The sequence below is a fragment of the Porphyromonas levii DSM 23370 genome (genome assembly GCF_000379925.1).
In the GTDB taxonomy this organism is placed as follows: domain Bacteria; phylum Bacteroidota; class Bacteroidia; order Bacteroidales; family Porphyromonadaceae; genus Porphyromonas_A; species Porphyromonas_A levii.
Genome location: NZ_KB904232.1, coordinates 17,433 through 40,666 on the forward strand (window position 1 = coordinate 17,433; position 23,234 = coordinate 40,666).

A 23,234-nucleotide genomic window follows, 5' to 3' on the forward strand; every position below is an offset into this window, starting at 1 on the left:
GATGGAGTGGAAGAGGCTCATCAGCGATTGTCGCTTTGGCTTAGAATCTCACTCACAGAAGCAAGAAAACCGAACCGACTTTCAGAGAGACTACGACCGTCTTATCTTCTCTGCCCCATTCCGACGCTTACAAAATAAGACTCAGGTATTTCCACTTCCGGGAAAGGTCTTCGTACACAACCGTCTCACCCACAGTCTAGAGGTATCCTGCATAGGGCGCTCACTAGGGACACAGATAGGGCGAGCCGTATGCCAGAGAGACCCAAGTCTCCAAGCAGACCATGCCGACTTCGGAGCTATCGTATCTGCAGCTTGCCTAGCTCACGATATGGGCAACCCTCCCTTCGGTCACGCTGGAGAGCGTGCTATCAGCGCCTACTTTACTGAGGGCAAAGGGCGACGATGGAAGAGACGTGTAGAGAATGAAGGAGGACGGTGGGAAGACTTCGCACACTTCGAAGGCAATGCCAACGCCCTTCGACTACTTACCCATGGCTTCAAGGGACGAAGAGAGGGCGGTTTTGTCCTTACCTATAGCACTATTGCCTCCATCGTTAAATATCCCTTTTCCTCTATCGGGTCGAAAGGGAAGTTCGGCTTCTTCGAGACTGAGCAAGAAAACTATGAGAAGATAGCAGAGCACTTAGGGCTCCTAAAACTTTCTCAAGACGGTGAGGCGCCTGTCTTTGCTCGCCACCCGCTCGTCTACCTCGTGGAAGCGGCAGACGATATTTGTTACCAGATTATGGATCTGGAGGACGCCTACAAACTAAAGATACTCAGCCTAGAAGAGTGCCAAAACCTCATTAAAGCCTTCATCCCTGAGGAGCAATTTCCAAGCGTAGAGGCAGTAATCGCCAAAGTCACGGATAGAAATGAACAAGTAGCTTACCTCCGCTCTGTAGCTATGGGCAGACTAGTCTCAGCGAGTACTGAGACCTTCCTAAAGCACGAAGAGGAAATCCTCTCGGGTACCTTCCGTGGCTCCCTTATCGAAGCACTACCAGATAGAGAAGCGACTGCCTACCAAAATGCCAGAAAAGTAGCTTTCGATAAGATTTACTTCACCAAAGATGTACTCGACATAGAGTTCGCAGGTTTCCGTATATTTGAGTATCTATTGGATACAGTTATCAAAGCACAGACCAAGCCAGACCATGCGTATAGCAAGCTATGGCTCAATAGAATCCCTGAGCAGTACGATATGCAACGCCCTACCATGTATGGTAAAATCCAAAGTGCTCTCGACTATATCAGCGGCATGACCGATGTATACGCACTCGATCTATACCGTAAGTTTACGGGCATGAGCTTGCCAGCTATCTAAGATTATTCACTCAATAAATATTTTGCCGTAATAAATAAATGAATACAACACTACAAGAAATTACAACAAAGGTAGAAAAGATACACGCTGCCCTAAAGGAGCAAGGGCTACAAAACATACTACTCCGCAGCATTCCCAATTGCTTATACATCACAGGTAGTGTATCACAGAGCTTTATCTTCGTGGATAGGTCGCGCGAGCTACCTATTATATTTCTAGAGCGACCTACTAACACATTGGAGGGGTACCCAGAAGAACTCATCTACAATATTCGCAAGCCAGAGCTCATTCCTGAGATTCTATCGGAGATAGGGCTATCCATCAATGAACAAACCGCGCTCGAATTGGGCTACTTGCCTGTTACAGAGTATCAGCGACTCAGTAAACTCTCACCTAGTGGGGTTAGTACCGCTGATGGCTCTACTCTAATGCGCAACGTAAGAAGTATAAAGACGGAGGCAGAACTTACTGAGACACGCAGACTTGCCCATGTCCATGCCGAAATATATCGACTGGTACCTGAGTTTTATCGCCCTGGTATCACAGATCTTGAGCTACAGCACGAACTTGAATACCAGATGCGCCGTAGAGGTTCTATCGGAATATTCCGGGCCTTCGGTGCACGTATGGAGATCCACATGGGCAATATGATATGTGGCGCCAATGCAGATAACCCTGCACCCTACGACTTCACCATGGGAGGCAAGGGCGTATATGCCATGCCAATGGGTGCTTCCGGGCAGGAGATTCTCCCAGGGACGACACTCATGGTAGACTTATCAGGCAACTATGGCGTGTACCAAACCGATATCACCCGAACCTATTACCTAGGCGAGCTCCCCGAGGAGGTGGTGCGTGCCCATAACCTTTCCATCGAGTTCCAACGCTGGTTCGAGACCTACGCCAAGGATGGAGCGCCTGTAGCGGAGGTCTACAATTACTTCCAACGTAGGGCAGAGGAGGAAGGTTTTGCCGATTACTTCATGGGGCACAATAATCAGGTTAAGTTTGTCGGACATGGTGTAGGTATAGAAATCAATGAGCAACCAGTCCTTACCGCTCGCTCTAAAGAGACCTTTAGGAGCGGCATGGTCATCGCCCTCGAACCGAAGTTTGTGTTCCCCGAAGTAGGTGCGGTAGGGCTAGAGAATACATTTATCATCGGAGAGAACGGGGCAGAAAACATCACCCCACTACCCGAAGAACTAACTCCATTAGTGATAACAGAATGATGAGACAAAGGATACTCCTACTTCTAGCGGCTCTTCTATTACTGCCGCAAGCATTTTTCGCTCAAGGGATAAAGCCCGCCAAGAATGTAATTTTCATGATTGCCGATGGCACTTCACTGAGCTCTATCTCACTTGCCCGCTGGTACCAAAACCTCGAGGCTGGAAAGCTAACTAAGCTACACCTAGACCCCTATATGAGCGGTACCGTCATCACCTTCTGCTCCAATGCCCCTATAGGCGACTCGGCACCAACTACTTCCACCTATATGAATGGGATGCCAAGCATTCAAGGTATGGTAGGCACCTACCCATATGCCACCGAGAGCGACATCGTGCCTGTAGATAAGGAGATGGCATACCGACCTCTGGTATCTCTCATGGAGGCTACACAATTGCTCCACCAGCGTAAGATAGGGCTAGTCATGACCTCCGAATTTCCACACGCGACACCTGCAGATGCCATTTCTCATAGCTATTCTCGCAAACGCTATGATTGGATTATCCCACAGATGGTACACAATTCTATTGATGTGGTTATCGGTGGTGGCGCTGGTCTAATTAGCGAGGAACAGGTGAAGTTCTTGGAGAAAAAGGGCTACGGCGTATTTCGTAATAATCTCGCTTCGCTCACTGAGCACAAGGGGGATAAGCTATGGAGCCTATTCTCGAAGCGCGATATCCCTTACGATATCGATGCTGTAGAGGGGGTAGACCCTAAGATAGACGAAATGGTGAGCGCTGCACTTACTCATCTTGACCACAACAACCCCAATGGATTCTTCCTCCTTGTGGAAGGGTCTAAGGTAGACTGGGCGGCTCATGCCAATGACCCTGTAGCTATGGCAACAGATATTTTGGCTTTCGATAGAGCCGTTAAAGTCGCACTAGACTTTGCTAAGGCTGATGGCAATACCATTGTAGTCCTAACCTCAGACCACGGCAATAGCGGTGTGAGTATAGGTCGACGAGACCTTAAGAACTATGCGGGAACGCCTAAGGAGCAAATATTTGGTCCGCTAACTAAGATAGCCAAAAGCTCTGTAGGGCTTGCCGAGATGATTACTAAGGCAGAGGAGTCAAAAATAGGAACTCTATTTGAGGAGATAGCCACCTTTGCGCCTTCCGAACAAGAACTAGAAGTGCTCAAGCTACTCCGCAAGCTCGAACTCGCCTCTGACGCTGAGCGCCCTGCCATCAAGAAACAGCTCAAGGAGCTGAACATGACGGGTGAGGGTGCCCTGTATACTGGTGGGCTATCGGACTATATAGCAGCTATCTACCGAACCAAAATGTATATAGGGTTTACCACTAATGGTCATACCGGCGAAGAGACATTCCTAGCGACCTATGCCCCTACGGAAGAACAACGGCTCAAGGGTGTACATACCAATATAGAGCTACATGATTACCTCCGCCAAGCACTGGGCATAGAGCCCACTATGATGGATCTTTCTCACCAATACTTTGCTCCACATAGTGAGGTATTTAAGGGGATGAAGGTATCCATTACGGGTGAAGATGCCAAGGATAAGGTACTCACGGTAAAGTATAAGCGAAAGACGCTCAAAATTCAGAGCTTTACCAATCAACTCCTCATCAATGGCAAACTCCAAGAACTTCCGATGCCGGTAGTCTATGTAGATAAGAGAGGAGAATTCTACCTCCCCACCTCACTCCGAGACCTACTGATGTAATCACCAAGAACTCAAAGGAAGACACTCCCCTACTGAAACTTAGTTAAGGCTCAGTAGGGGAGTATTTACATATTATACCTTCTAGTATGTCTCAACGAAACATAGGGTATGAGGGGGAGATCCAAAGTCAAGTGGTATAGTATATTTCAGGGGCGCAGCGCTGAAAAGTCAACCACTTGGTGCGCATAATCAAGTAAATAAGGAAATAGGAGTCAACAGACCAGTGAAACCTCAGGCACGGATGGTCAACTAGATAGTTAAATTGCCCCGAAAATGGTCAATAAATTCAGGAAAAGACAATCTGACCTTCAAAAAGTCATTTCTAACTTTTACCGGACAGCAATAATACAAAAATATTTAGTATCTTGTCGGTTCAAATAAAAGTTACAACAATAACTATATATTAGGAAGAAAGTATGAGACATGGACTGAGCAATAAGATTGCTCTTACACAGATAGAAGAAAGGCTATACAAGCCACTGAATGCGTACGAACAGGGCATACTAACTACGTACGAACGTATCCCCGTCAATATCTTGCCTACGCCTGAGGAGGCATCCAAAATAATTGCCAATAGCATGGCACTAGACATCCAGGCAAAGGCAAGCCAAGGCAAGCCATTCGTGCTGGTATTATCAGGAGGCACTAGTCCAGAACCTCTCTACAACGCACTCATAGAGCTACACGAGAAGAGTGGTCTGAACTTCGGGAATGTTCACATATTTCCTATGTATGAGTTTGTACCCCTCCCAAGCATGGAGAGTGGTGTGTCGGCTCTGATTGCCAATCACTTTACCAGCAAAATAGATCTCCCTACCGACCAATTGCATCGGCTCAATCATCAGCTGACCACAGATAATATAGGGGAAGCCATCCATGAGTTTGACAAAGCTATAGCTGATCTAGGAGGCATTGACCTACTCGTGACAGGTGTAGGGCGTAGAGGTAGCGTAGGCATCAATGCACCAGGATCAATATTTTCACAAGGCACACGCCTATCCGTGCTCGATGCCACCTCTGTCCAAGAGGCTATCTCCACCTTCAATACCAAAGAGAACGTACCTCCTACGGCAGTAACACTTGGGCTCAAGAACCTAGGGGAGGCGAGAAAAGTTATCCTCCTTGCATGGGGCGAGGCTAAAGCGGATGTTATAAGGAAGACAGTAGAGGAGCGCGTTTCAGACAACGTACCTGCATCCTTCTTCCAGACACATAGCAACGTACAGGTATACACAGACCTACAAGCTGCAAGCCAACTAACACGCATCAATCGCCCTTGGAAGGTAACAACCGTCAATTGGACACCCAAGATGGTTCGCCGTGCTATCGTATGGCTCTGCCAAGAGACGGGCAAACCTATCCTTAAGCTCACCAATCAGGACTACTCCGACCATCAGCTCGGAGAGCTACTTGCAGTGTATGGTTCGGCATACGATGTCAATATCCGAGTATTTAACGACATACAACACACCATCACAGGATGGCCTGGAGGTAAACCCAATGCCGACGACAGCAACCGTCCCGAGCGAGCTTTGCCTGAGCACAAACGTGTACTCATCTTCAGCCCCCACCCCGATGACGATGTGATCTCTATGGGCGGTACATTCCGCCGGCTAGTAGTGCAGAATCATGATGTGCATGTCGCCTATCAGACCTCTGGCAACATAGCGGTCGGAGACGAAGAAGTCATTCGTTACCTCTCTTTCCTCCGCAATACTGCTGAGCACCTCGGGATGCAAGACACCGAACTCTACAAGCATACTGTAGATCTTCGCCATTTTCTACTCCACGACAAGGTAGAGGGCTCTATTGAGACCCCTGATGTACGCTACTTCAAAGGTAATATTCGCGTAGAAGAGGCACGTACTGCAGCTCGCTTTGTTGGGCTTGATGATGACCATATCCACTTCCTCAACCTCCCATTCTACGAGACTGGAGGTATCAAGAAGAACCCACCTACTCAGGCAGACGTAGATATTGTGGTAAAACTCTTGCAGGAGGTTAAGCCTCATCAAATCTTTGTTGCAGGCGATCTAGCCGACCCACACGGCACGCACAAGGTTTGCCTCGATGTTGCCTTGGCAGCAATTGACCAGCTCAAGGAAGAAGAGTGGATGAAGACCTGCTGGATATGGATGTATCGTGGTGCTTGGGCAGAATGGGAGATTGACCATATCGAGATGGCAGTACCAATGAGCCCTGAAGAGCTACGCTACAAGCGTAATAGCATCCTCAAGCACCAGTCACAGATGGAGAGTGCTCCATTCCTCGGGGATGACGAGCGCCTCTTCTGGCAACGCTCCGAAGATCGCAACCGTGCTACTGCTGAGCTATATCAGCGTCTTGGACTGGCTAGCTATGAAGCTATAGAGGCCTTTGTGCGCTATCATCCTGTAGACTAACCCATGTAGGGCATCCCTACACCCAATAGAATAATCTCCTCTCAGGTAGGCATCGCTGCCTTCTGAGGGGAGATTGATTCATACACCATCATTAACGAACTAATTAAGAGAGCCAATCCCACAGTCGTAGGATTGGCTCCATTGGAGAGGAATAGGGCTATTTACAAATTGATTACAATACCTGTGCCCTATTCCACAGAGACTCAAAACATAATATATCTATCGAAAGAAAATGCCCTTATTCAGCAATAACAATGTCCCTTCCCTGCTGATAATCGTAGAGAGTCAGCGAACGTAGTTGATAGAAGTAGTACCAATAGAGGTACATTTCATTGATGTAATTAGCTCGTGCTGAGTCCTTAGAAATCTGTGCATCGGCAAGGTCTAGTGTATTAATCTTACCGATCATAAAGCTCTCCACCGAAGTATTATACCTCTGCTGTGCTATCTCATCGGATGATTGAGCTATCTCCATCTGCGTTGCCTGATTATTGTAGTGCTCCACGAGGAGGAAGAGGTCTTGATTGAAGTCTATTTGCTGCTTCTTGACCTGAGCTAGAGCCACCTCACGATTACTCTCTGCCACTTTTACCTGACCACGTCGCTTTCCCCAGTCGAGCAATGGGATCTTCACACCCACTTGTACCACCTGATTATCTATGAGGTGCTGGTACGCTGGGCGGAATAGCTCATCTTGCCCAGTATAGCCTACAGAGGCGAAGAGACTTATTTGCCTTAGATTACCCTTGGCTTGTGCCACCTCATAGTCCGCCTCTAGCTGTCGACGACGAATAGTCTGTAACAAAGGATTATTCTGAGTCGCTTTCATCAGCACATCCTCGTAAGTAATAGCGGGATACTGCGCAGTTTCTGGGACAGTAGCTTCTACTTGAGTATGCTCTCCCAGTCCGAGGAAGGAGGTAAGGGCGAACATGGCTGAGCGGTGTCTAGAGCGCTGGTCGGTGAGCTTACTATCGGCATTTAGCGAGGAGAGGCGGAGCTGTAGAAGTTCATTCTCAGATATCTGCCCCATCTCTCTTCTTGCCTTAGCTATCTCATAGATACGATTGGCATTGGCTTGGTTCTGCTCCGCAATCTTAAGGTTCTCCTGAGCCATTAGGAGTGCGAAGTAGAGGGAGATGGTTTTGAGCGTAACTTGCTCTACATCCGCCAAGTACTTAGCTTGAGCCTCTTTGTATCGGACAGGCTCTATCTTGCGAGCCCATTTAAAGTGGTTTGTGCCAAAAATAGGTTGCTCCAAGGTTATCCCTACAGGCACGCTCAGGAAGGAAGGTTTCTGTCCAGGCATATTGAGGGGATTAAGGTACTGGAGTGAAGAACTTAGGCGCACCTTACCACCTGTAAACCATAAATTCTGTTCTATAGATAGTTCGCCCTTGAGCATCAAGGAATTGGTGCGAACAAAGCTCTGGCTACCATTGGCATTTTGATATAGATTATAGCTCCGCTGATAATTGGGCAAGGTACCCGTGAAGGTAACCTCTGGCAATAGCTCTGCTTTATAGGTACGGTAGCTCCAATAGGCACGCTGATATTCGTTCTTAGCCACCTGAGCCTCTACCGAAGCATCGTGAGCTTTCTCTATAGCTTGCCCGAGGGTGAGCACCTCTTGCCCAGTGCATACAATAGGGGCAAGTGGTGCTACAGCCCAACAGAACAAACAAACAATGAAAAAATAGTATCGTCTCATATCATTATATTGTATTACTCCTCTGCCAATGCAACTGCAGGGGACATATTTATAGCTTTGCGAGCAGGGAGCCAAATCCCCACTATAATCATCACACAGAGGAGGGCAACGGTAATAGCCATACCTATTAGGTAGCGCTGTAGCGACAGCTCCATATACTCTGTGCTAAGCACCTCTTTCTGCCCTAGCACATAGAGCACAACCATACTTGGAATCATAGCTGTAGCTAAGATTATTAACCCCTCGGCATAAAACTTCCCTAGAACGCCCCTAGGGGTATCACCTAAGACCATCCTCAGACCTATCTGCTGCCGACGTGCCTGAGTCCGGAACCAAAAGACGCCCATCACACCTAGAAAGATATTCACTAGGAGAAAGAATACCAGTAGCATCTTAGTCTTGAGCTCATTCGTCTGGCTTCTTTGAAAAGAGGCTTTATTATCTGGCACATAAGTAATCTCTTGGGGATAGAAGTTGCCAGCCTTTAGTCGAGGAGCCAATTGGCTCCAGAAATAATGCCTAAAGTCTTTATCATCCTCTGCCTTCACCCGAATAGGAAATTGGAAGTACTGGATATCCTGACTAGCATAGTACTTAAAGATATTATACCCCATTGGGAAAGCGTAGTAGCTCGAGAAATCATCGAAGTCATCAAGGCGAACAGGCTTTGAGATAGCCCCTACGGTAGCTCCTTCGCCCTTCATAGCATCTTCTTTATTTTGATTGACAATCATTCCTATTGGATTGGTGCCATCAGGAGCTAGAGCCTCTACAATATCAGGGGTGACAATCCACTCTCTTCGCTTAAGTGCCTCTACAAGTTCATCAGTACTACCATTGACAGACTGATACTTATAGACTTTAAAGAAATCTGGGGAGACATACCGATAAAGCGAATTTACCTGAAAGGTATCTCTATAGAGACTGGTGGATCTCCAGCTCCCCTCATATGGTGCTGATTGCATACAGAAGGCTGCTGCTTCCACCTTAGGGTCATGAGTCAGTCGCTCCATGATATTCTCTATAAATCCTATTTGCTGTTCCTCGGTATAGTCTGCTCTATAGCCCTCACTTGCCTCGCTGAGATATCCAAGCTTCATCATATAGGTATGCTTGATATCGAATCCCAAGGGCTTGTAGTACATACTGAGCGTTACATATATGTTATCTACTATAAACCAAAGGAAGACAGACACGACAGCCAACTCCAACCAAAGGGCTAGATTACTCTTCGACTCATTACGAATGATTTTGAATATATGCTTAATCATCATATTATTTAGACTGTAGAGATTCAACAATAGGGACTCGTGAGACCCTCCATGCAGGGAGAAGGGCTGAAAGGAGGTTCAGCAACAAGCAGAATAGTAAGGCAATAAAGAACACCGTTGGCGTAATCAAAGAAAATGGATCGACACTCAATTCGCCTTGTAGGATTCCAAAGGTTCGCACAGAGAATAGCACGTACTTCAGGACATACGATGAGGCAAATGCTAGCACCAAACCTATCGCCCCACCTAATAGTGTACTCATCAGACTCTCTACCATTACTTGCTTCATTACCTCTTTTCGTGTAGCTCCAAAAGAACGCCTCAGTCCAAGCTCAGAAAGACGCTTACGCATCTGAGACATAGTGATCCCTGAGAGATTAATAGCTGGTACTATAAGGAGTAATAGAAGGGTAAGCGCCAATTGGCAGACTATTTTCTTGACTTCGGGAATATCGCCAGGGTTTTCTCTATGAATATAGCTAAAATGATTGTCGGGCTGCCCACTGAGGTCTGCACTATACTCTGTAGTACCAGCGTTATAAGCCTCCTTGAGTGCCTCTATCTCAGCCCTTATCTTAGGGAAATCTTGCGACGATTTAGCAAGAATATAAGCTCGGCAGATACCGGACATCCCTTCAGCTCCCTCAAAAAGCATAGGCTCCGAAGTGATGGGAGTCCACAGCTGTCCATACGCAGCCTCTGCTAAGGTAGAGATATCCTTAACAACACCTTGGACAGTATACCCTGTATAATTGAGCTCTATCCTTTCTCCTGAAACATCAGTACGCCCAAACACTTTCTTAGCAAGCGACTCCGACAACACTGCCTTTCTAAGACCCGAAGAGACATCTGCTAGATCAAAAGGGCTACCATCGATAAAATCAAATTCGAAGACCTTCCAGAAGCCTTCATCCACTCGTCTGAGGTCGTAGCTCTCAGCAATGTCACTTCCAGGACGACTTACAAGAGTCAACCGAGTTAAACCATAAGCTATAGCGACTGCTTCGGCAGACTTTATAGGTTTCAGTACCTGAGAAGCAAATTGATATCCCATCAGTCCCGAAAACGAACCATCACTATTGCCTTTACTATTGCCTCTCATCCACTTAACATATAGAGTACGATCTCGATTGACTTCAGGTGGATAAGGGGCATTCTTGATCTGGTAGGTCATCACCATTACCATAATCATGCAGATAGCGAGGGCAGTACCAAGTATAGAAATCGTACTTAGTACAGGATTCTCTCGGAGCACCCGCCACGCTTGTTTGATGTATTGTTTCAGCATAGTTTATATTGTATGATAATAAAATGTTTATTCTTCTCTAAGGGATTGAGCTGGAGGTATCTTTGTCACTTTTCGAATAGGAAGCCATACTGCTAGGGTCAAAGTAACAAGCATCACGATAAAGACGATGAGTAAGACCCCTACATACCTTGCGGTGTCGAGAGGGATTAAACTAACACTAGGGAATCCTATATAGAAGAGGATAGCCACTACGATTGCAGCAAGCACAAATGCTACCAATAGAGTAATCACCCCCTCGTAGATAAACATACGAATAGCGCTCCTTGGTGTAGCACCAAACGAGATTCGAAGCCCTATCTCTCCCACACTTTTCTGGGCTCGATTAGTAAATACCCCCACTACGCCAATCAGTATGTTTGTAAGTAAGAAGATGAGTAAAAAGCTATTGAGTAACAAATCATTTCTTACCTCTTTCTCATAAACTTCGAAAGAATCGGGAAGGTATTGGAGTCCGTCAAACTTCATATTAGCTTGCACAAATAATTTTCCTATATCTGCTGAAAACCGCTCCTCAAACCCCTCTTTTGCACTTGATGCTACTCTGATACAGATCTCAGAGTAGAATGGAGAATAGATCATATCTCCTTCCGATAGATTAGAGAGAAGCATAGGTATAGAGCTAGTAAAGCGATTGTTTTTGATAGGATAGATCATTTCATAAATCACTTCGCTCGCCTCATTAAGTGAGGTATCAGTAAAGAGCGTATCTCCTACGACTGTATTACTTTCGCTATTAAAAATATTAAGGACATCAGAGGTAGCGACTCTGTGCTTATTAATTAGAGCACTCTTCACACTTTCTGAATCTCCGTAAACAGAACGTATTTTGAATACATCCACAAAACTGGTGGTAACTTCGGGTGATGCAATTTCCCTTTGTTCGAAAATGCCATACCTAGTAATAAACATCTCGAATGATTTTATCTTAGTCCCAGGCATTGCACCAGTAGACATCGAAACGCTTTCTACTCCATCGTAATTCTTAATTCTGTCGTACAATGACCATAACGCAGCGCTTTGGTCTTCTATGGAGACACTATCTTGGTATTCCTTGTCAAACACCAGGATTTCCTTTAGCTTCACTTGATAGGTATTCTCCACATCCCATCCAGGGTATTGCTTATAGTTGCGTACCTGTACGTAGACTAAGTCTATCGCATACCATAGGAATAGCGCAATAAGAAATAATTCCAATAGGAGAGCGACATTGCTACTACGTTCATTCCACATCTTTTTTAGAATATGCTTAGTCATACGATTACCTCCTTTCCAATGCGTCAATGATACTTCTACGAGATGCTAATAGAGCAGGCACTATTGCCGAAACCATATTGAGCAGTACAGCTGTAATGATGACCACGGCAATAACTTCTAGCCGAATCAAAGTCCACAAAGGAATCTCTATATTCCCCTCTCCGAACAACATTTCCTGCAATGTATAAATAGCTATGACTGAGCATACGAAACCGATGGCGGTACCGATGAGTGTGTAGAGTAAGCTTTCCCAAACAACTTGGTTCAGGATATTTCTATTATTGGCGCCATAAGCCTTTCTAATGCCTATCTCACCTATACGCTTTTTCATCCTTGAGTGGGTCAGACTGGCAATATTGACCGCTGGTACTAGGAAGAATAATGCTAGGAGCACAAATTGTTTTCTATAAGCAGAGGTCAAATCCACTGGATCCAATCCTAATCGAAAAGAGGCTGTCCTAAAGTCATCTGGGGCTCCTAATAGGTCTATCTCTATATCATCACTGGTACTATTAAAGTATTTTACTCTCTCTTGTACCTCTTTGGCAATTTCTTTTTTACCACCATTGCCGTCAGGCATTAGGAAAAGATTGTAAGCACCCACATAACTTTGGGAGGATTCAGACTCCTTAAAGGCAGGCGATGTGTAGGGTACCCAAATATCTCCATACGCATAGGCGATGACTCTCTGTGGTCTCTTGACTACTCCTACGACCTTGTATCTATCGTTGCCACCTAATAAAATCTCTTTTCCAACGGCATCATCTTGGCCAAAGAGTTCAGAAGCCAACTTATCTGACAGAACCACAAGGGAAATTCCTGCAGTCGTTTCTTCAGCGGTAAAATGGGTGCCTGCAATAAACTTGAAATCAAAGAAGTCCCAATACTGTTCGCTAACACCAGTGACAAAGTATTGTCCCTTAGATGGCTGGTCAGGCAAACCAATGGTATTCCTCGAAAATGTATCAAAAGCTACCCTCTTGGTCGTCTTGAGGTCGGTAAAGAATTCTTTAATACTCCTCTCGCCTACCCCCGACATAGACCAGTTCTCAGAACTCTTCTCCACCATTTGCTTCACGATAAGCATCTCACGTCTATGGATTTCGGGTGGAAATGGTCCATACTTCACCTCATCCACTAGCACCAGCACCATAATCATACAGATAGATAGTGCAATACCGAGAATAGTGAGCCTGCTTTGGAGCTTATTCTCACTAAAGCCCCGCCACGCTTGTTTGATGTATTGCTTGAGCATAATATCTTATAGTATAATGTATGTTTATTCTTCTCTAAGGGCTTGAGCTGGAGGGATTCGTTTAGTACGGCGGGTAGGTAGCCATACTGCCAATACCACGGCGCATCCCATAAGAAGGGCAGTAATCAATAGGTCGCCCACAAAACGACGGACATCCAATGGTATTAGTTCCACAGCAAGGAGCTCAAACTGAAACACCACCGCCATTATGATGGCAGACAATACGAGCGCTATCGCCAGCATCAATAGACCTTCGAGTATAAACTGCCACTGTGCTCCCCTAGGCGTGGCGCCGAAAGAGATACGCAGACCGATCTGTCCACGACGTTTCACCACTCTAAACCAGAAGACACCAGCAACACCCAAGAGTACATTCACGAGTAGGAATAGAGCCAATAATCCTTGAGTAAGGAAATCGTCCTTCATCCGTTCCTTTTCGTACTCAAATTGATCGGGATTGTACAGTATTTGCTTAAAGCGATAGTTGCCTGCGCTCAGGGTAGGCGCTATATCCTTGGTAAACATCTCCTGAAAACCATCCATAGCTTCAGGCTTCACTCGGATACTATACTCGATAGCATCGAGCCAATCGTACTGTAGTGGGACTTGCAAATCGACTGGAAGTAAAGAGAAAGGAACCGCTTCTTGAAACCTAGAATAGCGGACTTGCTGTACCTTCCCTCCAATAACGGTCTCTACCTGAGTCATCTCCCCATCCATAAAAGTCGTATCACCTACGAGCGTACCCCCATTAGGAAGTAGTTCTCTTTCGGCATCCTCGCTGATAATCATCTTCCCGTCCCTAAGCGCTTGCTGAACCTCTGCTAGGGTAGCATTGATAGGCTCATATCGGTAAACCTCCAAGAATTCAGGATCCACTAGTCTCCTGAGGCAGGAGAAATGGGCATCCGTCTTTCGAGTTATCACAGGGCGGAACATATTACCAGGCGAACCCGGACGCGATGCCACCGAAAGGCTCACGACCTCTGCTCCAGGAGTCCTCTTGACACGATCGAGTAATGTATAAATATTATCAACATTGTCCTGATACTCAAGTCCCTCTACATACTCTCGACTCTCCTTGGGCACAGACTTTATCTGTACCAAGTACGTGTGCTCAATATCGAAGCCAGTAGGGCTATAGTAATTGCGAAGCGTGCAATAGACCACATCAACTACCGCCCACATAATGAGGGCTATCAACGCAAGCTCGAGGATAATCACCATATTATGCTTACGCTCATTCCATATCAATTTTAGTATATGCTTAGTCATAGTCTATTATGCTTCATAGAGGTTATTAATGATATTACTTCTGGAGGATTTTACGGCAGGCACAATGGAGGCAATTAGATTGAGTAGCAGACAGAAAATAATCACACTTAGGAATATCTCTGGTCGCATAAGGTCCGACACAGAGAGCTGCATCCCCTCCACACTATAGCCCTTAAATAGTATCTTCCGGAGCATAAAGAATCCGCCAATTGAGAGTACAAAGCCAATGACCGTACCTATCACTGTATAGAGTAGACTCTCCCAGATCACTTGGTTCGCAATATTCATAGTACTTGCACCATACGTACGTCGTACCCCTATTTCGCTTGCCCTCTGCTTCATACGCGAAGTAGTCATCAGAGATAGATTAATGGCAGGCACTAGAAAGAATAGGAGGAGTAAAAGGATCTGCTTCCTATTATATGCCTTTACCCGAGTATCTTGATTATCTGAAAGTCTATTGATAGCCTGCTTGTACGTATCAGGTTGTCCTCGGAATGAGAGTGTATAATTTGGCTCATTCGCATTGAACCGCTCTTCAGCCGTAGCCACCTCCTCTCTAATCTTCGCCATATCCTTTCCATTCCTAGCCAGCATTACAAGACGGAAAGAACCCGTAAGAGAAGGATCATTAGGATCAAGTAACATAGTACTGGTATAAGGAATCCAGATAGAGCCATTGGCATAGTTCATAAGGTTAGAAGGTTGCCTCACCACTCCTACTACCCTGAACTCCTCTTCGCCATTGAGGATAAAAGACTTCCCTACCACGTCATCAGACTCGAAGAATTCTCTAGCCACCTTGTCCGTGATAACCGCTACCTTAGCTCCGGCTTTCACCTCGGCTTCGCCAAAAGCACTACCAGCCACGAAGGTATAGTCGAATAGCCTCCAATTACCACCATTGGTGCACTCTACATACATAGACACATCGGTGCTGCCCCCTGGCAATCTTACACCAATCCTATCTCCCGTATAGAAATATAGGGCTTCGGGAGTCTTGAGGGGAAGGAATACTTCCTTAATCGTCCTCATCCCTAATCGGCTGTTATTCGTCCCATTTTCCTTGCTGTCCACGGTGATACTCTTCACATAGAGCGTACGGTCTCGTGTATTCTCAGGGGCAAAGTTGCCGTGCCTTACCCTATCGGTCATCACCAGAATCATAATCATGGCTATAGAAAGTGCGGTACCAAGTATCGTAATCGTACTCAGCACAGGATTCTCTCGGAGCACCCGCCACGCTTGTTTGATGTACTGCTTGAACATAATAAGATTATTCGGACTTTAGTAGTTTGGAAATATCGAGCTGATAAAGTTTGCGAGCCACAATACGGACACAGAGATAGAGTATGTACTACTCATAGATCTACTTATGTTGACAGTCTTAGACGCTTACTTCTCTTCAAATCGCTGTACCCTAACCATCTCCGCTATAGAGACGCATTGGCTTTTTCCACGCTTCTGCAAAGGGGGCGTGTCGGTACCGTGAGGGACGCTATCCACTTTTCCAAAAAGTTTTCCGTCCTTGGAAAGGTATGTTTCCATCGTTGGAAACTTTCTTTTCCATCGTTGGAAACTTTCCTTTCCCTCCTTGGAAACTTTTCTTTCCATCGTTGGAAACTTTGCATACCCACGTAGGAAACTTCCGGCGCACTACCGACTGCCATCATTTGATACAGACCAACCCTGGTGGCACGCTCTATTTGCAGCCATGGAAGTAACCCGAAAAGCCTAGGCGTTTCTATAGAGAAGTAATGGTTTAGCATAGGTATTTGGTGTGGGCAAGGTGCACTTCTTGGTACAATACGTTATCGGATATTAACGCCACGTATCTTACCCTCAATCTCTTGGGGCTTACCATAGAGATTGATGTCGGCACCAGTACTAGCACCTACCTTGGCTTTCTTTTTGATGGTAATAGAGATATCACCCGCAGTAGATGCTGAACAACGACCATTCTGCACCACTAGCCCCCGAGCACTGATATCAGCACCTGTAGAGCACTTTAGTGTAGCAGTGCTAGCACGCCCTGTGAGGTCTATATCCGAACCAGTAGTACAGACGAGAGAAGCATTAGCTACATCTATCATACCTTCTACCGATGCACCGGTGGTGACATGGCAATTAAAGCCCTTAGCGGTGAGGGCTAGCCCCTCCACCTCGGCACCTGTAGTAGCATTGATAGAGAGGTCTCCCTCTAGCTTCAGAGGAGTACCAAACTTCACCTCAGCACCTGTGGTCACTTTGATAGCACTAAGTGAGGGCGCCGATACGGTAGCTTTTAGGATTACCTTCCTGGGCTTGTTGTTGTTCTTTTGGTTCTCAAGCCCCAAGATAAGACGACCATTCTTCACCTTCATCCGCACACGGTCTGCCACCTCTTCGGAGTATGAGACCTTGATGGAGGTGGTAGCGCTCTGTGTAAAGGTAATATCCCAACCCACTGAGGCATCGATTCTATCAAAGTTGCCGAGGTGCGATAAGTCTTCATCCACAGTCTTCTGAGCAGCACAAGTTGCAGCGCTCAGAAATAGAGCGACCACGGTGATCAGAGTATACTTAATATGATTCATAATGATTGCAGTGTAGGGATTAAGAGATCTGACGACCATCGAGGAAGCGTAGCACCCTCTGTGTCTCAGCAGCCTTGGACTCATCGTGCGTTACCATCACTATCGTACGCCCATCTTCCTGATTGAGCTGGTGGAGCAGCGACATAATCTCGGCACCCATCTTGGAGTCGAGGTTACCAGTAGGCTCATCGGCTAGGATAATCGATGGATTACCAATCACGGCACGGGCGATAGCCACTCTCTGGCACTGACCACCTGATAGCTGAGCTGGGAAGTGCTGCATGCGGTGGGATAGACCTACTCGCTCTAGCACTGCCTTGGCTAGCTCACGGCGCTCTTTGTCGCCCACCTTACGATAGAGGAGCGGCAGCTCTACATTGTCCAGTACGTTGAGCGAATTGATAAGGTGGAAACTCTGGAAGACAAACCCAAGGTGTTCGTTACGGAACTTAGCTAGCTCCTTATCGCCCATCCCCTCGGTACTCTGACCATTGAGCATAATCTTGCCCTTGGTAGGCTTATCGAGCAGACCCATTACATTAAGGAGGGTAGATTTACCGCATCCTGATGGTCCCATAATGGAAAGGAACTCGCCCTCCATTACCTCGATATTCACGTTTTCCAATGCCACGGTCTCAATCTCCTCTGTACGGTAAATCTTGTAGACCTCTTGAAGTTCAATCATCTTCTTCATAATCGTTGCTTTGTTATATGTTATTACTTAATTTCAACTGTCCTATATAGTACAAGCATCGTGCCAAAGGCAATAACTAATTGATAGTCAACACTTGTATTTTCTATGAGTGTCCGTTTCCGAACACCTACTGTCCGCATCCGAACACTCTCACTCCTCTTTTAGAGTCTCTGCAGGGGAGATCTTGAGGATACGGCGAGCAGGCAACCAGATACTCAGGACGATTACCCCAGTAACCACCAAGTAACTCGTCACCATCACTGCGACAAATCTCAAGGTATTGAGTGGCTCTATATCAGTATCGAGTATCTCCATCCTAAAAAAGATGGCAATCATAGCGATGGTCAATAGGAATGCTAGGGTAAAGATGATAATACCCTCACGATAGTAGAGCCTCAGCACACCCTTAGGCGTATCACCAAGGGCGATACGCAAGCCTATTTCTCCTCTCCTCTTCTGAGTCCTATACCAGAATACTCCTGAGATGCCCAAAAGGATATTGAGCAGTAGAAAGAGAAGGAGATAGCCGTTGATTTTGACCGTCTTCTCAAAGGTCCTGCTCTCAAAGGTATTGGCATCACCAACAGCGAAGATATCGCTCATCTCCATATTACCAATCCTTAGTCGTGGTGTCATTTCTTCCCTAAAACGCTCGGCAAACCCCCTCCCTACTCCTGACTTTGGGACTACGCTTATCTCTACCATCCCAATCCAAAATACTTCTGCGAGATCAGTATGAGTGAGTGGTGTGATATAAAAGGGTTCTACATTGGAAAACCTCGTGTATCGAGAGTCCTTAGCTATTGCCCCGATAGCTCCTATTGCGGTGGCACTCTCTTCTTGAATAGGATTATCCCATAGGTCAGTCCCAATGGCTGACACTCCCGTCTCCTCAATTATCTTGGCGATTCCCTCATTCACGATGATTTGTCCATCTCGGAGTGCTTGAATGAGTCTGCTATTACTCCCATTGACCTCTTCAAATTGATACATCTCTACCGCCTCAGGAGACATGACCCTCCAAGCGGCTTTCAGAGGGAGAGTATCTAAATAAATCTGATTGAAGTATTTGGACTTTGTCTCTGGACGACCATGTATAGATACCGCTACTCTATTCACTTCAGGGTGATTTCTTATCCTATCTACAATGGTTTGGATGGCTTCTACCCTATCATCCATTGTAATATCTGGATTGTAGTCAGGATGAAGCTCAGACATATCATCAAGTGTGATAATATAGATGTTGTCAATGCTATACCCTAATGGTTTGAGGTAAGTATGTAGAGCCGGATATGCTCTATCAATGACAAACCAAAGGAAGGTACTGATAAGGAAAAGCTCGATAATAAGTGCGATATTGCTCTTTCGCTCATTCCAGATAATCTTTAGTACATGCTTATTCATAATTATCGGCGACTTAGGGAATGAAGAATACTCTTTCGCGACATTAGAAATCCTGGAATGGTACTGGCTAATAGATTGAGTAGCAAACAAAATAACAAACAGACTACAAATGCACTCACATCGAATAATTGCCACACAGGGAGCTGCACATCCAGCCTATTCCAACCCATAAATAAGATACCTCGAAGACCATATACCGACAGAATGGATAGAAAGAAGCCAAGGATACCTCCAATCAATGTATAGAGAAAGCTCTCTATAATTACCTGAGAGAGGACTGAAATACGAGATGCCCCGTATGCTCTCCTCAATCCTTGTTCTCCGATTCTCTGTTCGTAACGAGAGTAGGTAAGTACAGAGAGATTGATAGCGGGGACAATAAGGAATAACAGAATCATCACAATACCAATCGTCCTATCTCGTGATTTCGACTCTGGCTCCATGAAGTATTTATCAAATTCGTACACTTCAACCCAAGTTTGAAGTCCCTCTCCATTATTGGCACTTATTTGGATCTCCTTCTGCTTTGCATTGTACTGGGCTAGAAGCTGATTAAACTCGCCTTTGATTGTCGGATATTCCGAAGGGCTATTAGCTAAAATAATAGCAGAATACTCTCCTGAAAATGTGGCTTTTCTCCCAGTGGTAGTCATCGAAGTATAAGGAATCCACACTTCCGAATATCCAAACCCCAAGAGGTTTGACGGTGTGGATACCACCCCGATAATTCTATACTCTACGTAATTGATCAGTAAATCCATGCCCACCACATTACTCTGATGAAACATCTTCTTTGCCAAGCCCTCACTCACGATGGCTTTCTTGGCGCCCTCCTCCATATCGGCAGGGTTAAAGCCTTCACCATGCAGGAAAGAGAAGTCAAGAGCTCTAAAGTAATCGAGATTAACCCTTAATACTTTACCTTTGGACTGTCCTTCATAATTTGGTAGCATCAGGTCATATTTTTCCTGACTAATCAGAGCTACAGCCTCTGCACTTTCTAGCGGGGCTAATAGCTCTTGATATAGAGATAAGTTGATTCCAGCTGTCTCATTGTCGCCATCAGACCTGTGATAATCGAGGTTTTGGATATAAAGGGTACGATTGCGATTGCTCTCAGGAGCAAAGTTATCGGTCTCCACCCTCCTTGTCGTAAGCATTACCATAATCATAGTGATAGCTAAAGCTGTGGCGATAATGGAGATCGCACTGAGGATTAGGTTTTCGCATAGCGTACGCCACGCTTGCTTTAGATACTGTTTAATCATAAACTATTCTTCATTGAGGATGACGGCGGGGTCGAGCTTAGAGGCTCTGCGTGCAGGGATTAGAATGCCCAGTAGTACTACGAGCAGGAGGACGGCAAAGGTAATTCCTTGGGTCACCCAGAAGCGCCCCCAGGTATAAGGCATACATTCTTGGAAAGTATAGGTAATCTCGAAGTAGGCGAGTAGTATCATCACGACAAGCGCCGGTAGGTAAGCCATGAGTAGCATCAATAGGCTCTCCCGAGCAAAAACCCCTTGAATCCCGCTCCGAGATGTACCAAGCGCAATCCTTACACCGATTTCTCCCCGTCGTCGTTCGACCATAAACCAGTAGGAGCCTAGTACCCCTAGGAATACAATAAACATAAAGAAGATGACCAACCCTTGAATAAGGCTCAGGTACTGAGGCACATTGATATTGGTCAGATAGTAATCTCTTTGGGCACTTAGGGGTCTGACATCGGTAAGATAGAAAGGCCCTATCTCTAGTTTATCCCTCATCTCATCAAAAAACTCTCTAGCAAATCCCTTATGATCCTCCTCTGCCTTTACCCTAAAGATATAGGTGACGATGCCATACCTTATTCTAGGATCTACCATCGGTGTATATATAAAGGAGTCGTACTCAGTAAAGTAATCGAACTTGGTAGGTGCACAGATACCCGTTACCACATAGTTAAGCTCAGGGACATAGTAGTCTCTAAACTCCTTGCCCACGATATCTTGGCTATGAAATAGTGAGTCGGCAAACTGTGGCGATAGCACTGCACCCTGAGGGAAGTTGATTGTCCACTGGTCGGGCTTCCCTGCTAGCATCTCTATCTTCATCACATCGAAGTACTCTTGACTCACGTAGCGTATAGTAGCACCTATCCCATGTTCGCCATCGATGGTATAGCCTTGCCCCATATACATATTACCGGCATAGGGTCTAGTCCCCACATAATAGGCGGCACACTCTATAGCGGGGTGCTGCGCTATCACTCTATGGATCTGGAACTGAGGCTCTATCCAATAGGTGTCGAGGCTATCTCGCATATCGTTAGTAAACTTGAAGTCTGGGGCTCTCTGGACATAAAGCTCATAGACATGGTCAGTATTCGTACCCATTGGCTCTAGCCTCTTATAGGTCATCACGAATAAAAAGTCCACGCAGTACCAAAGTATGATACTTACTAGGAATAGCTCCAATAGAAGCCAGCGATTGCTCCTACGATGCGATAATATTTGCTTAAAAGCTATCTTCCACATATTCTTATACGGATTTAAGAGTTTCTACAATAGGAGTTCTAATCGCCCTCAACACTGGTATAATAGCAGAAAGCGTATTGACTAATAGACAAAATAGCAACATCACGAGGAAAAGCTGTGGACTAAAGAAGAAGCTCCAAGGGATCCTAAAGTCATCCGCCGTAGCAAAGAAATTGATCGAAGTCGCCAAGATACTATCCTTTAATATCACGATCATTCCGATAGATAGGATCATTGCCAATACACCTCCAAGGAGTGTGAGCATCAGATTTTCACTAAAGAATTGCCACATGATCCTCTGGCTACTCGCACCATAGCTCTTCCGCACTCCTACCTCTGCCATGCGCTTCTCTATCTGAGAGGAGTGGATGCCAGCCATATTCACTGCTGGGATAAGTAAAATAATGATAAGAAGTGCTCCAATAAGTAACCCTCCATTAAGCTTCTTGGCATTCCCCATATAGTATTCACGAAAATCAGAAGCCAATTCGATGTGAATCTTATCAATATCCTCTACCCCTACATTAAAGGCATAGTCATCAAGTCGATGAGCATTGTACTCCTCCACCTTAATAGCTATTTGTTTGGCCACTTTATCCTTGGGGTAGCCTTCCTTTACAAGGAGCGTCGCCATAAGCTCGCCCCGAAGGTCTTTGGCATCATCATGCCAGTCAAAGTCGGAGGGGTCAAAGGTGCGCCATATCTCGCTATAACTATTGGTAAAAATCGAGCTTACACTCTTCACCACGCCCACAATCTTATTTTCCTGTCTAGCAATATTGATGGTCTTCCCTACCACATCGTTGGTACCGTAGAGGGCATTTGCCAATTTATCGGTAATAATCACCTCCATGCGGTTGGCGTCGCTCTGCTCCTTGGTAAAGGGCGCACCTGCCACGAAGGTATAGTCATAGATACGGAAGTAGGCATCGTCTACACGCATGTAAGTACGGCTATAGGAATTGTCTCGGCTAGTTCCCGCATGGGCAGAGTTGCCAGACATCCTGTAGTTGGTGGTATAGGAAACCTCTTCCACTCCTTCCAAATCCTCAAAGATAGCCTTGGCTACCACTGAAGACATACCTATATTATAGTCCGCATTTAGTTTATTGTTCCATGAATAGCCCATAGTGCTTCTCAGGATACGACTGCGGTTACTCTCAGGTGCAAGATCATTGGTCTGCAGAGCATACACCATATAGAGTACCATGCAGAAGGTGATAATAAGAGCTGTGGCAAGCACTACAATCCCCGAGTACAAGGGGTTGTCGCGCCATAGCTTCAGTGTTTGTTGGAAAAATCGTTTCATAG

General features: G+C 45.8%; 18 protein-coding genes. 4 read left to right on the plus strand and 14 right to left on the minus strand.

Features of this window, described 5'->3' with window-relative positions; translation table 11 throughout:
* The first annotated feature begins 1 nt into the window (after nt 1).
* From dgt to A3GG_RS0101935, 4 genes are all read left to right on the plus strand, one after another.
* Complete coding sequence (dgt, locus tag A3GG_RS0101920) at nt 2-1,327, plus strand: dGTP triphosphohydrolase (RefSeq protein ID WP_026215541.1); 1,326 nt, start codon at nt 2-4, stop codon at nt 1,325-1,327.
* Nucleotides 1,328-1,365: 38 nt separating this feature from the next.
* Nucleotides 1,366-2,559, plus strand: coding sequence for a M24 family metallopeptidase (locus A3GG_RS0101925; RefSeq protein WP_018357644.1), 1,194 nt, complete (start codon nt 1,366-1,368; stop codon nt 2,557-2,559).
* Nucleotides 2,556-4,253 (plus strand): alkaline phosphatase, encoded by a 1,698-nt coding sequence (locus tag A3GG_RS0101930; protein ID WP_018357645.1) that lies wholly within the window; start codon nt 2,556-2,558, stop codon nt 4,251-4,253. Before A3GG_RS0101925 ends, A3GG_RS0101930 begins: the two co-directional genes overlap by 4 nt.
* 416 nt (nt 4,254-4,669) lie before the next feature.
* Nucleotides 4,670-6,655, plus strand: coding sequence for a 6-phosphogluconolactonase (locus A3GG_RS0101935; protein ID WP_018357646.1), 1,986 nt, complete (start codon nt 4,670-4,672; stop codon nt 6,653-6,655).
* 238 nt (nt 6,656-6,893) lie between these two features.
* Here A3GG_RS0101935 and A3GG_RS0101940 read toward each other — a convergent pair whose 3' ends face one another.
* From A3GG_RS0101940 to A3GG_RS0102005, 14 genes are all read right to left on the minus strand, one after another.
* Nucleotides 6,894-8,366, minus strand: a complete 1,473-nt coding sequence (locus A3GG_RS0101940) for a TolC family protein (protein ID WP_026215542.1) — start codon at nt 8,364-8,366, stop codon at nt 6,894-6,896.
* Nucleotides 8,367-8,380: 14 nt separating this feature from the next.
* Nucleotides 8,381-9,640 (minus strand): ABC transporter permease, encoded by a 1,260-nt coding sequence (locus tag A3GG_RS0101945; protein WP_018357648.1) that lies wholly within the window; start codon nt 9,638-9,640, stop codon nt 8,381-8,383.
* Between the two features lies 1 nt (nt 9,641).
* A complete protein-coding gene (locus A3GG_RS0101950; RefSeq protein WP_018357649.1) occupies nt 9,642-10,925 on the minus strand; it encodes an ABC transporter permease in 1,284 nt (427 codons plus the stop codon).
* 27 nt (nt 10,926-10,952) lie between these two features.
* Entirely contained in the window at nt 10,953-12,200 is a 1,248-nt protein-coding gene (locus tag A3GG_RS0101955) for an ABC transporter permease (RefSeq protein ID WP_018357650.1), read from the minus strand.
* A 4-nt stretch (nt 12,201-12,204) separates the two neighbouring features.
* Entirely contained in the window at nt 12,205-13,455 is a 1,251-nt protein-coding gene (locus tag A3GG_RS0101960) for an ABC transporter permease (RefSeq protein ID WP_018357651.1), read from the minus strand.
* Nucleotides 13,456-13,479: 24 nt separating this feature from the next.
* Complete coding sequence (locus A3GG_RS0101965) at nt 13,480-14,730, minus strand: ABC transporter permease (protein WP_018357652.1); 1,251 nt, start codon at nt 14,728-14,730, stop codon at nt 13,480-13,482.
* A 6-nt stretch (nt 14,731-14,736) separates the two neighbouring features.
* Nucleotides 14,737-15,999, minus strand: a complete 1,263-nt coding sequence (locus tag A3GG_RS0101970) for an ABC transporter permease (RefSeq protein WP_018357653.1) — start codon at nt 15,997-15,999, stop codon at nt 14,737-14,739.
* Between the two features lie 126 nt (nt 16,000-16,125).
* Nucleotides 16,126-16,344, minus strand: coding sequence for a hypothetical protein (locus A3GG_RS13290; protein WP_169333142.1), 219 nt, complete (start codon nt 16,342-16,344; stop codon nt 16,126-16,128).
* A gap of 197 nt (nt 16,345-16,541) precedes the next feature.
* The gene (locus tag A3GG_RS0101980; RefSeq protein ID WP_018357655.1) at nt 16,542-17,306 is read right to left on the minus strand and encodes a head GIN domain-containing protein; all 765 of its coding nucleotides are present in this window, start codon (nt 17,304-17,306) and stop codon (nt 16,542-16,544) included.
* Between the two features lie 19 nt (nt 17,307-17,325).
* Nucleotides 17,326-17,991 carry an ABC transporter ATP-binding protein gene (locus A3GG_RS0101985; protein WP_026215544.1) on the minus strand — a complete coding sequence of 222 codons (666 nt, stop codon included), beginning with the start codon at nt 17,989-17,991 and terminating at the stop codon, nt 17,326-17,328.
* 159 nt (nt 17,992-18,150) lie between these two features.
* Nucleotides 18,151-19,404 carry an FtsX-like permease family protein gene (locus A3GG_RS0101990; RefSeq protein WP_018357657.1) on the minus strand — a complete coding sequence of 418 codons (1,254 nt, stop codon included), beginning with the start codon at nt 19,402-19,404 and terminating at the stop codon, nt 18,151-18,153.
* Between the two features lie 2 nt (nt 19,405-19,406).
* Nucleotides 19,407-20,672, minus strand: a complete 1,266-nt coding sequence (locus tag A3GG_RS0101995; protein WP_018357658.1) for an ABC transporter permease — start codon at nt 20,670-20,672, stop codon at nt 19,407-19,409.
* Nucleotides 20,673-20,675: 3 nt separating this feature from the next.
* Nucleotides 20,676-21,923 carry an ABC transporter permease gene (locus tag A3GG_RS0102000; RefSeq protein ID WP_018357659.1) on the minus strand — a complete coding sequence of 416 codons (1,248 nt, stop codon included), beginning with the start codon at nt 21,921-21,923 and terminating at the stop codon, nt 20,676-20,678.
* A 4-nt stretch (nt 21,924-21,927) separates the two neighbouring features.
* Entirely contained in the window at nt 21,928-23,232 is a 1,305-nt protein-coding gene (locus tag A3GG_RS0102005; protein ID WP_018357660.1) for an ABC transporter permease, read from the minus strand.
* Between the last annotated feature and the right edge of the window lie 2 nt (nt 23,233-23,234).

Excerpts from the sequence above, each read along its gene's own strand:
- A3GG_RS0101940 (WP_026215542.1), bottom strand. The coding sequence starts at position 8,366 with ATGAGACGATACTATTTTTTCATTGTTTGTTTGTTCTGTTGGGCTGTA.
- A3GG_RS0101950 (WP_018357649.1), bottom strand. The coding sequence starts at position 10,925 with ATGCTGAAACAATACATCAAACAAGCGTGGCGGGTGCTCCGAGAGAAT.
- A3GG_RS0102000 (WP_018357659.1), bottom strand. The coding sequence starts at position 21,923 with ATGTGGAAGATAGCTTTTAAGCAAATATTATCGCATCGTAGGAGCAAT.
- A3GG_RS0101970 (WP_018357653.1), bottom strand. The coding sequence starts at position 15,999 with ATGTTCAAGCAGTACATCAAACAAGCGTGGCGGGTGCTCCGAGAGAAT.
- A3GG_RS0101930 (WP_018357645.1), top strand. The coding sequence starts at position 2,556 with ATGATGAGACAAAGGATACTCCTACTTCTAGCGGCTCTTCTATTACTG.
- A3GG_RS0101925 (WP_018357644.1), top strand. The coding sequence starts at position 1,366 with ATGAATACAACACTACAAGAAATTACAACAAAGGTAGAAAAGATACAC.
- A3GG_RS0101985 (WP_026215544.1), bottom strand. The coding sequence starts at position 17,991 with ATGATTGAACTTCAAGAGGTCTACAAGATTTACCGTACAGAGGAGATT.
- A3GG_RS0101990 (WP_018357657.1), bottom strand. The coding sequence starts at position 19,404 with ATGAATAAGCATGTACTAAAGATTATCTGGAATGAGCGAAAGAGCAAT.
- A3GG_RS0101960 (WP_018357651.1), bottom strand. The coding sequence starts at position 13,455 with ATGCTCAAGCAATACATCAAACAAGCGTGGCGGGGCTTTAGTGAGAAT.
- dgt (WP_026215541.1), top strand. The coding sequence starts at position 2 with ATGGAGTGGAAGAGGCTCATCAGCGATTGTCGCTTTGGCTTAGAATCT.
- A3GG_RS0101965 (WP_018357652.1), bottom strand. The coding sequence starts at position 14,730 with ATGACTAAGCATATACTAAAATTGATATGGAATGAGCGTAAGCATAAT.
- A3GG_RS0101980 (WP_018357655.1), bottom strand. The coding sequence starts at position 17,306 with ATGAATCATATTAAGTATACTCTGATCACCGTGGTCGCTCTATTTCTG.
- A3GG_RS0101935 (WP_018357646.1), top strand. The coding sequence starts at position 4,670 with ATGAGACATGGACTGAGCAATAAGATTGCTCTTACACAGATAGAAGAA.
- A3GG_RS0101945 (WP_018357648.1), bottom strand. The coding sequence starts at position 9,640 with ATGATGATTAAGCATATATTCAAAATCATTCGTAATGAGTCGAAGAGT.
- A3GG_RS0102005 (WP_018357660.1), bottom strand. The coding sequence starts at position 23,232 with ATGAAACGATTTTTCCAACAAACACTGAAGCTATGGCGCGACAACCCC.
- A3GG_RS0101955 (WP_018357650.1), bottom strand. The coding sequence starts at position 12,200 with ATGACTAAGCATATTCTAAAAAAGATGTGGAATGAACGTAGTAGCAAT.
- A3GG_RS13290 (WP_169333142.1), bottom strand. The coding sequence starts at position 16,344 with ATGGAAAGAAAAGTTTCCAAGGAGGGAAAGGAAAGTTTCCAACGATGG.
- A3GG_RS0101995 (WP_018357658.1), bottom strand. The coding sequence starts at position 20,672 with ATGATTAAACAGTATCTAAAGCAAGCGTGGCGTACGCTATGCGAAAAC.